The sequence below is a fragment of the Delftia sp. SD018 genome (assembly GCF_017355445.1).
Taxonomy (GTDB): Bacteria; Pseudomonadota; Gammaproteobacteria; order Burkholderiales; family Burkholderiaceae_C; genus Comamonas; species Comamonas acidovorans.
On record NZ_JADDRN010000015.1, the window covers coordinates 76,553 to 90,517 of the forward strand.

Sequence of the window (13,965 nt, forward strand, 5' to 3'; positions counted from 1 at the left end):
ACGCAATCTAAGAGCAGGGCATGACATGCCGGTAAAGGAGTGGGCCAGATGAACGAGAACCTGCAGAGCCACGGCACCGTGGACGTGGGAGGGATGTGGGGCGATCCGATGAAGCTGTCGCAGGCAGCCGCGCAATACGCCACCGATGCCTGGCAGCGCTCGCTGCTGTATGCCGACATCCGGCGCCAGCGTGGCAACCAGTACCGCGAGCATCTGGCCGAGGAAGTGCCCAATGTGCTGAGCTTCCGGGCCGAGATCGTGATGTCGGGCCTGGACCTGCCGCGCCCCGTCAACTACGGCCTGGCACGCATCGCGCCCATGGAGGGCACGGTCATCGACCCGGCCAAGCGCCCCTTCATCGTCGTCGATCCGCGCGCGGGCCACGGCCCCGGCATCGGCGGCTTCAAGCCCGACAGCGAGATCGGCGCCGCGCTCAAGGCCGGCCATCCCTGCTACTTCGTTGGCTTCCTGCCCGACCCCGCGCCCGGCCAGACCGTCGAGGACGTGATGCGCGCCGAGGCCCAATTCGTGCGCAAGGTCGCCGAGCTGCACCCCGAGAGCCGGGGCAAGCCCGCCGTCATCGGCAACTGTCAGGCCGGCTGGCAGATCCTCATGACGGCGGCCGTCTGGCCCGAGCTGTTCGGCCCCATCATCGTGGCCGGTGCGCCGCTGTCGTACTGGGCCGGCGACAACCCCATGCGCTATGGCGGCGGCCTCATGGGCGGCAGCTGGATGACGGCGCTGACCAGCGACCTGGGCGCGGGCCGCTTCGACGGCGCATGGCTGGTGCAGAACTTCGAGAACCTCAACCCCGCCAACACGCTGTGGGAAAAGCAGTACCAGGTCTATGCCGACGTGGACACCGAGGGGCCGCGCTACCTGGGCTTCGAGAAGTACTGGGGCGGCTATGTCTTCCTGGAAGGCCGCGAGATGCAGTACATCGTGGACAACCTGTTCATCGGCAACCGGCTGGCCACGGCCGAGCTGACGACCTCGGACGGCGTGCGCATCGACCTGCGCAACATCCGCTCGCCCATCGTGGTGTTCTGCTCGCATGGCGACAACATCACGCCGCCGGGCCAGGCCCTGGGCTGGATCACCGACCTGTACCGCGACGACGAGGACATTGCCGCCCACGACCAGACCATCGTCTTCGCCACGCATGACAGCATCGGCCACCTGGGCATCTTTGTCTCGGGCGCCGTGGGCCGCAAGGAGCACCGCGAGTTCGCGGCGCACATCGACATCATCGACCTGCTGCCCGCCGGCATCTACCGCGCCGAGATCGCCGACCGCCCGGCCGGTGTGCCGGCACAGGATCTGACCGACGACGCCTACCTGATGAAGATCCGCCGCAGCGACCTGGCCGAGGTGCGCGCCATCGTCCGGCCCGACCCCGAAAGCGAGCGCCATTTCGCCGCTGCCGCGCGCGTCTCCGAAATCAACCTGGCCCTGTACCGCAACACCGTGCAGCCCTGGGTGCAGGCGCTGTCCACGCCGCTGTCTGCGCGCTGGCTGCAGGCCATGCACCCGCTGCGCGTGGGCTATGAATGCTGGTCGGACTCGCACCCGCTGGCACCCGTCGTGGCCCAGGCCGCCGAGCATGCGCGCGAGGACCGCCACCCCGTCGAGCCCGACAACCCCTTCCTGAAGGCGCAGCAGGCCATGTCGCAGGCCGTGGTGCATCTGCTCGACACCTACCGCGACCAGCGCGATGCCATGCAGGCGCGGCTGTTCCACGCCATCTATGGCTCGCCCCTGGTCCAGGCCCTGGCCGGCCAGAGCCGCCAGGACGACGGCCCGCCGCGCCCGCACCCCGGCGAATCGCCCGAGCACTGCCAGTACATGCGCCAGGAGCTGGCGCGGCTGCACGAAAGCGTGGCCCAGGGCGGGCTGTACGAGGCCGTCATCCGCGCCCTGTTCCACGTGCTGCGCGCACGCGGCGAGGCCGATGAACGCCACTTCCGCCACGCCTGGCGGCTGCTGCAGGACCACCTGGGCGGCGTGCCGCCCGACATGGCGCAGTTCCGCCGCATCGTGCGCCGCCAGGCCCTGCTGATGCAGCGCGAGCCCGACGCCGCCATGGCCGCCATCCCCCGGTTGCTGGCCGCCTCGCCCGCCGGCGACATCCGCTGGGGCATGACCACGGTGGACGAACTGGCCAACCAGGGCGGCAACCTCAGCGATGCCGAGCACCAGCGCCTGCTGCAGGCCATGGGGCATTTCGTGCAGGCGCTGGAGGCGGCCGAGTCCAGGCAGGCGAAAGAGCAGGCCGAGCGGCACCCGGCCATCGCGCCAGCCTCGGTGGCCGAGCCAGAACCCGGATCTGTGACGGCACCTTTGACGACTCCTTCGGCAGCGCCTCTGACCGCCCCTGTTGCGGCCCCTGCTGCAGCTCCTGAACCGGCACCCGAGCCCGCACCTGTTCCCGAATCCGCGCCTGCCGCCAAGCGCCCCGCACGCGCCCAGGCCAGCCGCGCACACCCCAGCCCCCGGAAAAAGCGATGAACCTCTCCCCCGATTCCGATGCGGCCCTGCCGCCCGAAGACCTGGCCCTGCTGCGCAACCACAGCTTTGACGAACTGGACGTGGGCGACAGCGCCAGCCTGGAACGCACGCTGAGCACCCAGGACCTGCGCCTGTTCGCCGCCCTGTCGGGCGCGGCCGTGGCCGACGGCGCTGGTGCCGGTGCCGGTGCCGGTGCTGGCACGGTTGCCGGCGCCGACGATGACGACACGGCCCTGATCGCCCACGGCATGTGGGGCGGCATGCTGCTGGCCTCGGTGCTGGGCACGCGCCTGCCCGGCCCCGGCACCACCCTGGTCGGCCAGACGCTGCGCTTTCTGGCACCGCTTGCCGCAGGCGACCGGCTGACCGTGCGCGTGGAGGTGCTGGCCAAGCAGGCCGAGCAGCGCCAGGTCACGCTGGCCGTGGCCTGCACCAACCAGCATGGCGCCGCCGTGATCGAGGGCCAGGCCACCGTGCATGCGCCTGCGCGCCACATCGAGCGCCAGCGCACCAGCCTGCCCGAGATCCGCCTGGAAGCCGGTGGACGCGACGGCCTGCAGCGCCTGCTGGCCCATGTGGCCGGCCTGCCACCCATCCGCGTGGCCGTGGTCCATCCCTGTGACGAGCCCAGCCTCTCGGCCGCGCTGGACGCGCGCCGCGAAGGCCTGATCGACCCCGTGCTCGTGGCCCCGCGCGCGCGGCTGGACGCCGTGGCGGCCGAGCACGGGCTGGACCTGGGCGGCCTGCGCATCGAGGACGTGCCGCACAGCCACGCCGCCGCCACGCGCGGCGCCGAGCTGGCCGCCTGCGGCGAGGTCGAGGCCATCATGAAAGGCAGCCTGCACACGGACGAGCTCATGGCCGAGGTGGTGGCCGCCGCCGCCGGCCTGCGCACCAAGCGCCGCGTCAGCCACTGCTTCGTGCTGCAGACGCCGCACTACCCGCGCCCGTTCATCGTCACCGATGCGGCCATCAACCTCGCGCCCGACCTGCAGCAAAAGGCCGACATCGTGCGCAACGCCATCGCCCTGGCCCATGCCATCGGCGTGCCCGAGCCCAAGGTCGCCATCCTGGCCGCCGTGGAGACCGTGAGCCCGCACATGCCGGCCACGCTGGACGCCGCAGCGCTGTGCAAGATGGCCGACCGGGGCCAGATCGAAGGCGGCGTGCTCGACGGGCCGCTGGCCTTCGACAACGCCGTGTCCATGGCCGCCGCGCGCACCAAGGGCATCGATTCGCCCGTGGCGGGCCAGGCCGACATCCTGGTCGTGCCCGACCTGGAAAGCGGCAACATGCTGGCCAAGCAGCTCATGTACATGGGCGAGGCGGCCAGCGCCGGCATCGTCATGGGCGCCAAGGTGCCCGTGATCCTGACCAGCCGCGCCGACAGCCGCGCCTCGCGCATCGCCTCCTGCGCCATCGCCCTGCTGCTGGCCCACCGCTACCGGAACTCCCCGCCATGATCCCTGCCCACACCGCATCCTCCCCCGCCCGCGAACTGGTCGTGGTGCTCAACTGCGGCTCGTCCAGCATCAAGTTCGCCGTCTTCGACGGCGCACAGCGCCCGCTGCCGCGCAAGCCGCTGTGGAACGGCAAGGTCCAGGGCATCGGCGGGCCCGCGCCCGACTTCGGCGAGAGCGGCGTGCCGCCCTTTGCCATTGCCCTGGATGCCGCCCACCCCTACCGCGCCGCGCTGCAGCTGATCCGCGAGCGCATCACCGCGCGCCTGGCGCAGCTGGACGGCGCCCGCGTGGCCGCCGTCGCCCACCGCGTGGTGCACGGCGGCAGCCGCTACTTCGAGCCCGTGCGCGTCGATGCCGGCGTGCTGGCCGACCTCAAGGCCTTCATCCCGCTGGCGCCGCTGCACCAGCCCTTTGCGCTGGAGGCCATGGACATCCTGCTGCGCGAGCGGCCCGAACTGGTGCAGGTGGCCTGCTTCGACACCGCCTTCCACCACACGCTGCCCAAGGTCGAGCAACTGCTGCCCCTGCCGCACGCGGCCTGGGAACGCGGGCTGCGCCGCTACGGCTTCCACGGCCTGTCCTACGAATACATGGCCACCGCCCTGCCCGAGCGCCATGGCGACCTGGCGCGCGGGCGCACCCTGGTGGCCCACCTGGGCAGCGGCGCCAGCCTGTGCGCCATGCAGGGCCTGCAAAGCGTGGCCACGACCATGGGCTTCTCTGCGCTGGACGGCCTGATGATGGGCACGCGCACCGGCGCGCTGGACCCCGGCGCCGTGATCTACCTGATGGAAATCGAAAAGCTCAGCCTGCAGGAAGTGGGCCGCATCCTGTACCACGAGTCCGGCCTGCTGGGCGTCTCGGGCACCTCGTCCGAGCCGCGCGTGCTGCTGCCGCTGGAGTCAGGCGGCGATGCCCAGGCCGAGCGTGCGCGCGATGCGCTGGCCCTGTACGTGCGGCGCATCGTGCGCGAGATCGGCGCCCTGGTCGCCGTGCTGGGCGGCCTGGACCTGCTGGTGTTCACCGCAGGCGTGGGCGAGCACAGCGCCGAGATACGGCGGCGCGTGTGCGAGGGCCTGGGTTTTCTGGGCCTGCGGCTGGACGCCGAGGCCAATGCGCGCGATGCGACCGTGATCTCGGCCACCGGCAGCGCCGTCACCGTGGGCGTGGAGCCCACGAACGAGGAATGGGTGGCAGCGCGCCATGCGCTGCGCTGGCTGCCGGGCAACGCGATCCCCGCATGAGTGTGAACAGGCCCTAGGAACGATCGTCCTGCGCACCGCCCTCGCGCAGCCGCGCGAACTCGCGGTGCTCGTAGGCAATGCATTCCTCCATGAGGTGGCGGTACACCGCCTCCATCATGTCGGGCTGGCCGCCCTCGGCGGCCGTGCGCTCGCGCACGCGGCGCACGATGGCCTCGATGCGGCCCTCGTCGCGCACCTGGGCCGCATCGGCCTTGATGCGCGCGGCCTGCTGCATGTAGCCCATGCGCGTGACCAGCAGCGGCACCAGCACATCGTCCAGCGCATCCACATTGCGGCGCACATCCAGCATGTCGGTGCAGTGCTGCACCAGGTCGATGGCCTGCTTGGCGCGGTCCGTGCTCATTCCAGTCCTTCCTCCACCAGCTCGGCCGCGCGCATCAATGCGCGGGCCTTGTGCTCGGTCTCTTTCCATTCCATCTCGGGCACGGAATCGGCCACCACGCCGGCGGCGGCCTGCACGTAGAGCGTGCCGTCCTTGATCACGCCCGTGCGGATGGCAATCGCCAGGTCCATGTCGCCCGCAAAGCTCAGGTAGCCGCAGGCGCCGCCGTAGATGCCGCGCTTGGTGGGCTCCAGCTGGTCGATGACCTCCATGGCATGCACCTTGGGCGCGCCCGTCAGCGTGCCGGCCGGGAAGGTGGCCTTGAACACGTCCATGTTGTCCATGCCGTCGCGCAGAATGCCCTCCACGTTGCTGACGATGTGCATGACGTGGCTGTAGCGTTCCACGGCAAAGGCCTCGGTCACCTTCACGCTGCCCGTCTTGGCGATGCGGCCGATGTCGTTGCGCGCCAGGTCGATCAGCATCACGTGCTCGGCGCGTTCCTTGGGGTCGGCCACCAGTTCCTTTTCGGTGGCCTTGTCGGCCTCGGGCGTGGCGCCACGCGGGCGCGTGCCGGCCAGCGGGCGGATGGTGACCTTCTGGCCCTCGTCCGTGTTCTCCTGGCGCACCAGGATCTCGGGGCTGGCGCCCACCACATGGAAATCGCCCAGGTGGTAGTAGTACATGTAGGGGCTGGGATTGAGCGAACGCAGCGCGCGGTACAGGCTCAAGGGGCTGGCCGTGAAGCGCTTGTGGATGCGCTGGCCCACCTGCACCTGCATGAAGTCGCCCGCGGCGATCAGCTCCTTGGCCTTCTCCACGGCCGCCAGGTAGTCTTCCTTGGCAAAGCTGCGCTGGGCCGGATGGCTCTCGCCGGCCTTGATCTGCGGCGCGCTGACCGAGTAGCGCAGCAGATCCTTCAGCTGCCGCAGCCGCTTCTTGGCGCGCGTATAGGCCTCGCTCTCGCCGGGGTTGGCATAGACGATCAGGTACAGCTTGCCCGACAGGTTGTCGATCACCGCCACTTCCTCGCACTGCAGCAGCAGGATGTCGGGGCAGTTGAGCGTATCGGGCGGGCAGGAATCTTCCAGCTTCTTCTCGATGTAGCGCACGGCGTCGTAGCCGAAGTAGCCGGCCAGCCCGCCGCAAAAACGCGGCAGTCCCGGGCGCAGCGCCACCTTGAAGCGCTTTTGGTAGGCAGCGATGAAGTCCAGCGGATTGCCCTTGGCCGTCTCCACCACCTGGCCATCGGTCACCACCTCGGTGCATGCCGCATCGCCGAAGCCGCTGGCGCGCAGCAGCGTGCGTGCAGGCAGGCCGATGAAGCTGTAGCGCCCGAAGCGCTCGCCGCCCACCACGGACTCCAGCAAAAAGCTGTGCTTGCCGTCACCGCCCGCATGGGCCAGCTTGAGGTAGAGGGACAGGGGGGTTTCGAGATCCGCAAACGCCTCGACCATCAGAGGGATGCGGTTGTAGCCCTGCGCAGCAAGGCTCTTGAATTCGAGTTCGGTGATCACGGGGGAAGGCTCCGGATTGCGTGGCGCTGGCAGACCTGATGTGGGTGCGGGCTGCGTATGGATTGCGCCGATTCATTCGATTGGCCCGTAGGGCCTCGGGTGCACGCCGGGTCGCGCCCCGGGTGCTTCAGCTGTTCAGTTGGACAGGCTTGCGCCAGGGCCAGGCTCCCCGGTCTCCACAACCTGCAATGAACATGCGATGAATGAACATAGCGGGCAAGTGTAGCGCAGACGCGGCTGGGTACAAGTGCGGACCGGCGCCTTGCGGGGGCGCCGCAGGGGCCTGCCATGGCCACAATTGACACCCTGGTCAGCCTGACCAACAATGGCAGCACAACCTGACCAGAAAGGTCGACCATGCCGTCCCATTTCTCCGCCCGCACCGACGCTGCCTTGCCCGAGGGCGAACGCGACCCGCTGAACCGCGCCCTGCGGGACCTGAGCCATCAGGTCGGATCGGCCATGCCGCGCAACACCACGCCCATGCCGATCTCGGTCTTCAAGGCGCAGTACGGCGCGGTGCTCAAACAGGCCGATCACGACGGGGTGGCCCTCATCTCCCAGGGCCGCAAGCGCTACGTGATCGTCAGCGAGGAGCACATGGTGGCCCTGTCCGCCAACGAGCGCGCCCCCCGCACGGTGGCCGACATCTGCCGGTCCCTGCCACTGCCGCGCCAGGCCGTGGATCTGTCCGCTGCGCAAATGTCCGGGGCGCGCGGCGATATCGACGTACCCGCCCGGCGCGCGCCATGAGCCGCTACCTGCTGGGCCCCCGCTGCCTGCTGTGGATGGCGAACCAGGAACCCGCAACCCTGCAGTGGTTCTCCACCATCCGTCCGCTGGACTGCATCGTCAGCGACCTGTCCATGGCCATCGCCAAGGCGGCCGTGGCCGAGGCATTCCATGACCTGCGTGACCGCAACGAGTGGTTCTCCCTGCTCGATGCGCTGTATGCCAACCTGCGGGCCGAAGGCGCCTCCATGCTGACCAGCGTGGACAACAAGGTGCTGGAGCGCTTCATCGAATGGCGCAACGTTGCGCCGCTGGACAGCCAGGGCCCGCGGGGCACGGCGCCCCTGGCGCAGGACCTGCGGCTGCTCATCGCCACGGCCGACCTGCTCAAGGTCTGCTACACCGAGCCCGCCAACCTCTACCTGACGCAGGCCGCCGCCCGGGGCGTCACCGTGCACGCGCTGTGATGGACTTCGACGTACCGCCCCTGTCCAGCGCGGTGCGCCAGGGCCTGCGCCGGCGCCGGGTCGTCCTGAGCCTGTCGGGCGGCGGCTATCGCGGCCTCTTCAGCGCCCATGTGCTGGAGCGCATCCACCGCGAATTCGGCAACGGCGACCTGCTGGAGAAAGTGGACCTGTTCGCCGGCACCTCCATCGGCGCAATCATCGCCACCGCCCTGGCCAGCGGCTGCCAGCCCGCGCGCATCAAGCAGTTGCTGCTGGACCACGGCCCCGCCATCTTTCCCTCCAAATGGCTGCCCGGCCTGCGCCAGGCCATGGGCAAGGCGCTCTATGACAGCGCCCCGCTGCGCGCAGCGATCAAGGAGGCCATGCCGCAAGCGGAGCAGTCCGCCCTGGGGCAACTGCAGGTGCCGCTGCTGCTGCCCGCCGTGAACTGGAATTCATCGCAGCTGCACCTGCTGGCCAGCGGCGCCCTGCCCGACAGGGACCGGCTGGGCCTGACGCTGATGGACGCCATGCTGGCCTCATCGGCCGCCCCCACCTACTTTCCCGCGCACGCCGCAGCAGGCCATGTCTTCGTGGACGGCGGACTCGCCGCCAACGCGCCCGACCTGCTGGCCCTGCAGGCCGCACGCCAGCTCTGGGGGCCGGCGGCCGACATCGTGATGATCAGCATAGGCACCGCCAACCCCCAGCAGGGCCAGGACCCCGTGGCCATGCCCCGGCGCGGGCTGACCCTGGTCAAGCCCCTGCTGGACCTGGTCATGGCCGCCCAGGAGGTCCAGGCCGTCAAGGCGGCCCGCCAGGAACTGGGCACCAGCAGCTACCTGCGCCTGAACTTCACGCAGCCCGCAGCCCAGCAAAAGCGCCTGGGCCTGGACATCGCCAACGCCGACAGCACCCGGCTGCTGCAGGCCCTGGGCGACGAATGCATCGCCGCCCTCACGGACCAGGAAAAGACGCTGCTGAAGAACGTCCTGGGCTGAAGCCCCAGGCCAAGCGAAGCGAAGGCCCGACAGGGCTTGCAAAGAGAATCAGCGCTCAAACGCCGCCGAAGCCGCAGCCATCCGCCGCAGATACGCCGGATCCTCCTGCAGACAATGCACGTAGCTCACCTCGTCCTCCACCAGCTCCTCCATCCGCTGCGCAGCCCCGCAAATGGCCTGCAGCGCATTGGCCACCACCTCCAGATTGCGATGGCCCTCGGGCCGCTCCAGCCAGGCCAGCGCCAGCTGGCCCAGCGAGTACACCTCGCTGCTGCCTTGCAGCGTCAGCCGGCCGATTTCGGTCACGGCATGGCTCAACTGCTGCGGCGTGGGCTGGGTCAGGGTTGTGGAAGCGGTACTCATGGCGCAACCCCTCCCACGGCAGACGCGCCAGAGTGAGGCGCTTGATGGGAGGAGGGGAAGGCAGAAATGGAAATGCCGTACATGATTTCGTACTCCTTTGCGAGAGAACAAAACCACCGGCCCGTGTTCTTACGCACAGACAGGTGGACGGGATGTTAAGAACACGTGCAAAGCCGTGCGGACGCCCTTGCGGGTAGCCCCATCCCGCCCGTAACCGCAGGGACGTGGGCATGCACCCACGATCCGACAATTCAGACGTGACAAGGCCTCGCTCACGGGGAGGCAGCACCGCTTTACACGCAGGTGTTCTTACGCACCAGCCCCTGAACAGGGGGCCGCCGCAATGATAGAGGCTTTCAAGACGGCAAACGCCCCAGCGCTCCAGGCCGAGCGAAGCGAAGGCCCGAACCCACTCCCCGTATGGCCGCGCCTGCGCCGGGCTGCCTGCGGGGTTGCAGTCCTGCCGAAGGACAGGACTGCTTCGTCATCTGACTCGCTGCGGTTGTCTGAGCGAAGTTCACGCAGTGAACGCAGCGAGTTCCGCAGCGAACCCCGCAGGCAGCCCGGCGCAGGTTGCCCCGCAGCGCAGCGAAGGGGTCGCGGACATTCGGGCGCTTTTCTTTGCTCACTTTCTTGTAGCGAGACAAGAAAGTGAGTCGGCCGCCGGGCCGAAACCCGGCCTCGAAAAGAAACGCCCCGACAGGGGCTTGCAAACAGAATCAACGGTGCAACGCACAGACAGGTGGACAGGATGTTAAGAACACGCATTGCGACGTGCGGACGCCCTTGCGGGTAGCCCCATCCCGCCCAAAACCACTGGGACGCAGGCTCGCGCCTGCGCTCCGGAAACAAGACGAAAGCCACGAGCCGGTGTTCTTACCCACAGACAGGTGGACGGGATGTTAAGAACACGCATTGAGCCGTGCGGACGCCCTTGCGGGTAGCCCCATCCCGTCCATAACCGCAGGAACGTGGGCATACACCCACGACAAGAAAGCGGACCGAGCAGGATGATAGCCACCCTGCACCGGCCCGCGAAAACCCTGTTGCCACCCCCACCCGATCCCCACAACATGTCGCCCGGACGTAACAAACCGCAACCGGGCCACAGGCCCCGCGCAGGAGACACCATGACCGCCTTGCCCCGCTGGATGAAGACAGCCGCCCTGGCCATGGCGCTGGCGATGCCGCTGGCCGCCACTGCCCAGGAGCCGCCGCGCACCGTCGCGGGCGTGGCCTATCCCGCCCAGGCCGGGGTGGGCGGCCAGACGCTGCAGCTCAATGGCGCGGGCATTCGCTACAAGGCCATCTTCAAGGTCTACACGGCGGGCCTGTACCTGGAAAAGCCGGCCGCCAGCCTGCAGGAGATCGCGGCCCTGCCCGGCCCCAAGCGCGTGAGCGTGACCATGCTGCGCGAGATCGATTCGGCCGAGCTGGGCAAGCTGTTCGCGCGCGGCATCGAGGACAACATGGAGCGCGCCCGCTTCTCGCGCCTGGTGCCCGGCGTGCTGCGCATGAGCGACATCTTCACGCAGCACAAGAAGCTGCTGCCGGGCGAGAACTTCTCGGTGGACTGGGTGCCGGGCCAGGGCGCCCAGGTCTTCGTCAAGGGCCAGGCCCAGGGTGCGCCCTTCCAGGAGCCCGAGTTCTTCCAGGCGCTGCTGGGCATCTGGCTAGGCCCGCACCCGGCCGACGATCAGCTCAAGAAGGCATTGCTGGGCGGTTGAACGGCTGCGCGGGCTCCTGAACCGGCCCGGCAAAGCGCGCCTGGATCTCCAGCCCCGTGGCACCGGGCAGGGCCGTGAGCGTCCAGCCGTGGGCGCGCGCAATCTCCAGGCAGATGGGCAGGCCCAGGCCCGCGCCCAGGTCGCGCCGCTCGCTGCTGCGCCAAAAGCGCTCGAAGATGCGCGGCAGGTCCTCGGGCGGCACGCCACGGCCCTGGTCCAGCACCGAAAAGCCCAGGCCGCAGGCCTTCACGGTGACGGTGGCGCCCTGCGGGCTGTGCTGCACGGCGTTCTCGATCAGGTTCTTGAGCAGCACGAACAGCGCGCCCCGGTCGGCACGCCAGGCAGGCGAGCCGTCCTTGACCTCGCAGTGGATGTGCACGCCGCATTTTTCGGAGGCGCGGGCCATGAAGTCGCAGACCTCGCCAATGATGTCGGCCGGCGCAATGTCTTCCATGCGGTAGCGCTGGTGTTCGCAGACCTCGGCCAGGTGCAGCAGCTGCTGGACCTGGCGCGCCATGTGGTCCACGTCCTTGAGCAGCTCGGGGCTGCGCCGGTCCTCGGGCTCCAGCTCGATCTGCACGCGCATCAGGGCCAGCGGCGTCTTGAGCTCATGCGCGGCCATGGACAGGAATTCCTGCTGGTTCCTGAAGCCGGCCTGCAGCCGGTCCAGCACGTGGTTGAAGGCCTCGACCAGGGGCGCGAACTCGCGCGGCAGATCCTTGGGCTGCAGCCGCGTGCCCAGCGTCTGCGGGGTGATGCGCTGCGCATCCTGCGCGGCCACGCCCAGCGGCCTGAGCATGCGCTGCAGCGTGCGGTGCGTGGAGAACAGGAACACGACCAGGAAGACCACGCCGATGGCCACCATGCCGCGCCACAGCGCGGGCAGGCCCACCGATTCGCGCAGCCAGTCCACCATGCGGTCGCTGACGGCTATCTGCACGTGCCACGTCGTGCCGTCGTGGACCAGCGTGGCCGTGCCCGCGCGCATGACCACGCCGCCGCGCTCGTAGGCAAAGGCCTTGAGCTCGGGGTCGAAGCCCTGGCCGGTCTGCGTCAGCGGCTGCATTTCGCCGTTGGGGGCGAAGACCACGCGGCCGCGGGCGTCGGTGATGCGCAGCTGCATTTCCTCGCCCAGGCTGGTCAGCATCCAGGCCTTGAGTTCACGCTCGCTGAACCCCTGGGGCACGCCCTTGGCATCGAAGCTCACCCACTCGGCCAGCTTCTCGGCCGCATGCCCCATGCCGCGCTGCAGCGCGTAGCTGTCGAAGGGCTTGGCGACGAGGATCACCAGCGCGCCGACCAGCAGCGCGCTGAACACCATGCTCAACCCATAGACGGCCAGCAGCCGCGAGCGCAGGCTACCGGGCCAGCAAAGGTTCGCGAAGCGCATAGCCCTGACCCCGGATGTTGACGATTTCCATGCACGAGCCGGCCGCGGCCAGCTTGCGGCGCAGCCGGTGCAGGGCCACATCGAGGGCGTTGGGCGTGACCACGCTGCTCATGCCCCAGGCCGCCGCCTCCAGCGTGGAGCGGCGCACCGTGGCGCCGGCCTTGCGCACCAGGCTGAGCATGATCTGCAGCTCCGCCGGCGGCAGCGCGATGGCCGAGCCCGCGCAGTGCATGCAGGCCTGCTGCGGGCTGATGCTGATGTCGCCCAGCTGCGGCGCCAGCTCCTGCACCAGGGCCGGGCGGCGCAGCAGGGCGCGCACGCGGGCGATCAGTTCTTCCATGGGAAAGGGCTTGGTCAGGTAGTCGTCGGCCCCGGCTTCCAGGCCGCCCACGCGGTCGCTGAGCGCGTCACGGGCCGTGAGCATCAGGCAGGGCGTGGAGCGGCCTGCGGCGCGCAGGCGCTGCACCAGTTGCAGGCCGTCGCCATCGGGCAGACCGCGGTCGATGACGATGACGCCGTAGTCGATGTCCTGCAGGGCCAGCCAGGCCGTGGAGATCTGGTGGAAGACGTCGGTCTCTATGCCGGAGTTGGCCAGCGAGCGGCTGACCAGCGTGGCCAGCCTGGCATGGTCCTCAATTAATGCGATGCGATTCATGGTTTCCGTCGTTGCCGCACAGGGACAGCAAATGCTCCCTGATCCCGGTGATGCGCTGGGGCGCCATGGGCTCGACCAGCACATGGATGACCCACAGGTCCTCGACCATGGCGCGGCATTGCAGAGCAATGTCCTCGGACACCAGATCGTCGGCGCAGGCCGCGTCCACGAAATCAAACCATATGTTCTGGAATCTTGCGCGGGTCAGCAACTGTGCGGCCGTCTTCTGGCCGCGCTGGCGGGACAGGGCATGCTCGCAGACGCAGCGCACGTAGGCGCGCAGGTGGCGTGCGGGGCCTGGCGGCTCCTCGGCCAGCGTCTGCAGCAGGTCCTCTCGGAACTTGAGGATGAGCAGCTCGAAGATCGTCTCCAGCCGCACGGCACGGTGCTGGCTGCATTCTTGGAAGCGCGAACCCAGGGAATACGCCTGGCCCGCCGCCTGGATACCTATCACGTCCTGGTAGATGGAGGCTTGCATTGCGATGGCACGTTCTGTCGTTTCAGGCTCCGTCGGTCCGCCGCGAGAGCGGCAAACCTGCGGGGAAAACGGCCATGCTCCCCGATTGCGTCTTACTG

13 protein-coding genes are annotated in these 13,965 nt (G+C 69.0%); 7 read left to right on the forward strand and 6 right to left on the reverse strand.

All coding sequences use genetic code 11. From position 1 onward, the window contains the following. Positions 1-48 precede the first annotated feature (48 nt). The 3 genes from INR38_RS16260 to INR38_RS16270 are packed head-to-tail and all read left to right on the forward strand — an operon-like array spanning position 49 to position 5,215. Complete coding sequence (locus INR38_RS16260) at positions 49-2,508, forward strand: DUF3141 domain-containing protein (protein ID WP_207443001.1); 2,460 nt, start codon at positions 49-51, stop codon at positions 2,506-2,508. Further along, entirely contained in the window at positions 2,505-3,971 is a 1,467-nt protein-coding gene (locus tag INR38_RS16265) for a bifunctional enoyl-CoA hydratase/phosphate acetyltransferase (RefSeq protein WP_207443000.1), read from the forward strand. The genes INR38_RS16260 and INR38_RS16265 overlap by 4 nt, the downstream gene beginning before the upstream one ends. Beyond that, a complete protein-coding gene (locus INR38_RS16270; RefSeq protein WP_207442999.1) occupies positions 3,968-5,215 on the forward strand; it encodes an acetate/propionate family kinase in 1,248 nt (415 codons plus the stop codon). The genes INR38_RS16265 and INR38_RS16270 overlap by 4 nt, the downstream gene beginning before the upstream one ends. A 13-nt stretch (positions 5,216-5,228) precedes the next feature. Here INR38_RS16270 and INR38_RS16275 read toward each other — a convergent pair whose 3' ends face one another. Continuing rightward, positions 5,229-5,579 carry a chorismate mutase gene (locus INR38_RS16275; protein WP_016449526.1) on the reverse strand — a complete coding sequence of 117 codons (351 nt, stop codon included), beginning with the start codon at positions 5,577-5,579 and terminating at the stop codon, positions 5,229-5,231. After that, positions 5,576-7,075: an anthranilate synthase component I gene (gene trpE, locus INR38_RS16280; protein WP_013804687.1), complete on the reverse strand. Its 1,500-nt coding sequence runs from the start codon at positions 7,073-7,075 to the stop codon at positions 5,576-5,578. The genes INR38_RS16275 and trpE overlap by 4 nt, the downstream gene beginning before the upstream one ends. A 357-nt stretch (positions 7,076-7,432) precedes the next feature. Between trpE and INR38_RS16285 the strand changes: the two genes are divergently transcribed. The 3 genes from INR38_RS16285 to INR38_RS16295 are packed head-to-tail and all read left to right on the forward strand — an operon-like array spanning position 7,433 to position 9,254. Beyond that, complete coding sequence (locus tag INR38_RS16285) at positions 7,433-7,828, forward strand: hypothetical protein (RefSeq protein WP_013804688.1); 396 nt, start codon at positions 7,433-7,435, stop codon at positions 7,826-7,828. Continuing rightward, positions 7,825-8,274 carry a hypothetical protein gene (locus INR38_RS16290; protein ID WP_207442998.1) on the forward strand — a complete coding sequence of 150 codons (450 nt, stop codon included), beginning with the start codon at positions 7,825-7,827 and terminating at the stop codon, positions 8,272-8,274. Before INR38_RS16285 ends, INR38_RS16290 begins: the two co-directional genes overlap by 4 nt. Continuing rightward, positions 8,274-9,254: a CBASS cGAMP-activated phospholipase gene (locus tag INR38_RS16295; protein WP_207442997.1), complete on the forward strand. Its 981-nt coding sequence runs from the start codon at positions 8,274-8,276 to the stop codon at positions 9,252-9,254. The genes INR38_RS16290 and INR38_RS16295 overlap by 1 nt, the downstream gene beginning before the upstream one ends. 48 nt (positions 9,255-9,302) lie before the next feature. Here INR38_RS16295 and INR38_RS16300 read toward each other — a convergent pair whose 3' ends face one another. After that, entirely contained in the window at positions 9,303-9,617 is a 315-nt protein-coding gene (locus INR38_RS16300; RefSeq protein ID WP_034389625.1) for a hypothetical protein, read from the reverse strand. A 1,130-nt stretch (positions 9,618-10,747) separates the two neighbouring features. Here INR38_RS16300 and INR38_RS16305 point away from each other — a divergent pair. Next, on the forward strand, positions 10,748-11,344 hold the full coding sequence (locus INR38_RS16305) for a chalcone isomerase family protein (RefSeq protein ID WP_013804690.1): 597 nt from the start codon (positions 10,748-10,750) through the stop codon (positions 11,342-11,344). On the opposite strand, the gene INR38_RS16310 is transcribed toward INR38_RS16305, so the two are convergent. Genes INR38_RS16310 through INR38_RS16320 form a run of 3 tightly spaced genes read right to left on the reverse strand, consistent with a single transcriptional unit; the run spans position 11,319 to position 13,867 of the window. Beyond that, positions 11,319-12,734, reverse strand: a complete 1,416-nt coding sequence (locus INR38_RS16310; protein ID WP_013804691.1) for an ATP-binding protein — start codon at positions 12,732-12,734, stop codon at positions 11,319-11,321. The two genes, INR38_RS16305 and INR38_RS16310, sit on opposite strands and share 26 nt — an antisense overlap. Next, on the reverse strand, positions 12,703-13,389 hold the full coding sequence (locus INR38_RS16315; protein WP_013804692.1) for a response regulator transcription factor: 687 nt from the start codon (positions 13,387-13,389) through the stop codon (positions 12,703-12,705). The genes INR38_RS16310 and INR38_RS16315 overlap by 32 nt, the downstream gene beginning before the upstream one ends. After that, complete coding sequence (locus INR38_RS16320) at positions 13,367-13,867, reverse strand: hypothetical protein (RefSeq protein WP_207442996.1); 501 nt, start codon at positions 13,865-13,867, stop codon at positions 13,367-13,369. Before INR38_RS16320 ends, INR38_RS16315 begins: the two co-directional genes overlap by 23 nt. Between the last annotated feature and the right edge of the window lie 98 nt (positions 13,868-13,965).

Coding starts and splice junctions, on each gene's coding strand:
- INR38_RS16260 (WP_207443001.1), top strand. CDS start 49: ATGAACGAGAACCTGCAGAGCCACGGCACCGTGGACGTGGGAGGGATG.
- INR38_RS16265 (WP_207443000.1), top strand. CDS start 2,505: ATGAACCTCTCCCCCGATTCCGATGCGGCCCTGCCGCCCGAAGACCTG.
- INR38_RS16270 (WP_207442999.1), top strand. CDS start 3,968: ATGATCCCTGCCCACACCGCATCCTCCCCCGCCCGCGAACTGGTCGTG.
- INR38_RS16275 (WP_016449526.1), bottom strand. CDS start 5,579: ATGAGCACGGACCGCGCCAAGCAGGCCATCGACCTGGTGCAGCACTGC.
- INR38_RS16285 (WP_013804688.1), top strand. CDS start 7,433: ATGCCGTCCCATTTCTCCGCCCGCACCGACGCTGCCTTGCCCGAGGGC.
- INR38_RS16290 (WP_207442998.1), top strand. CDS start 7,825: ATGAGCCGCTACCTGCTGGGCCCCCGCTGCCTGCTGTGGATGGCGAAC.
- INR38_RS16295 (WP_207442997.1), top strand. CDS start 8,274: ATGGACTTCGACGTACCGCCCCTGTCCAGCGCGGTGCGCCAGGGCCTG.
- INR38_RS16300 (WP_034389625.1), bottom strand. CDS start 9,617: ATGAGTACCGCTTCCACAACCCTGACCCAGCCCACGCCGCAGCAGTTG.
- INR38_RS16305 (WP_013804690.1), top strand. CDS start 10,748: ATGACCGCCTTGCCCCGCTGGATGAAGACAGCCGCCCTGGCCATGGCG.
- INR38_RS16310 (WP_013804691.1), bottom strand. CDS start 12,734: ATGCGCTTCGCGAACCTTTGCTGGCCCGGTAGCCTGCGCTCGCGGCTG.
- INR38_RS16315 (WP_013804692.1), bottom strand. CDS start 13,389: ATGAATCGCATCGCATTAATTGAGGACCATGCCAGGCTGGCCACGCTG.
- INR38_RS16320 (WP_207442996.1), bottom strand. CDS start 13,867: ATGCAAGCCTCCATCTACCAGGACGTGATAGGTATCCAGGCGGCGGGC.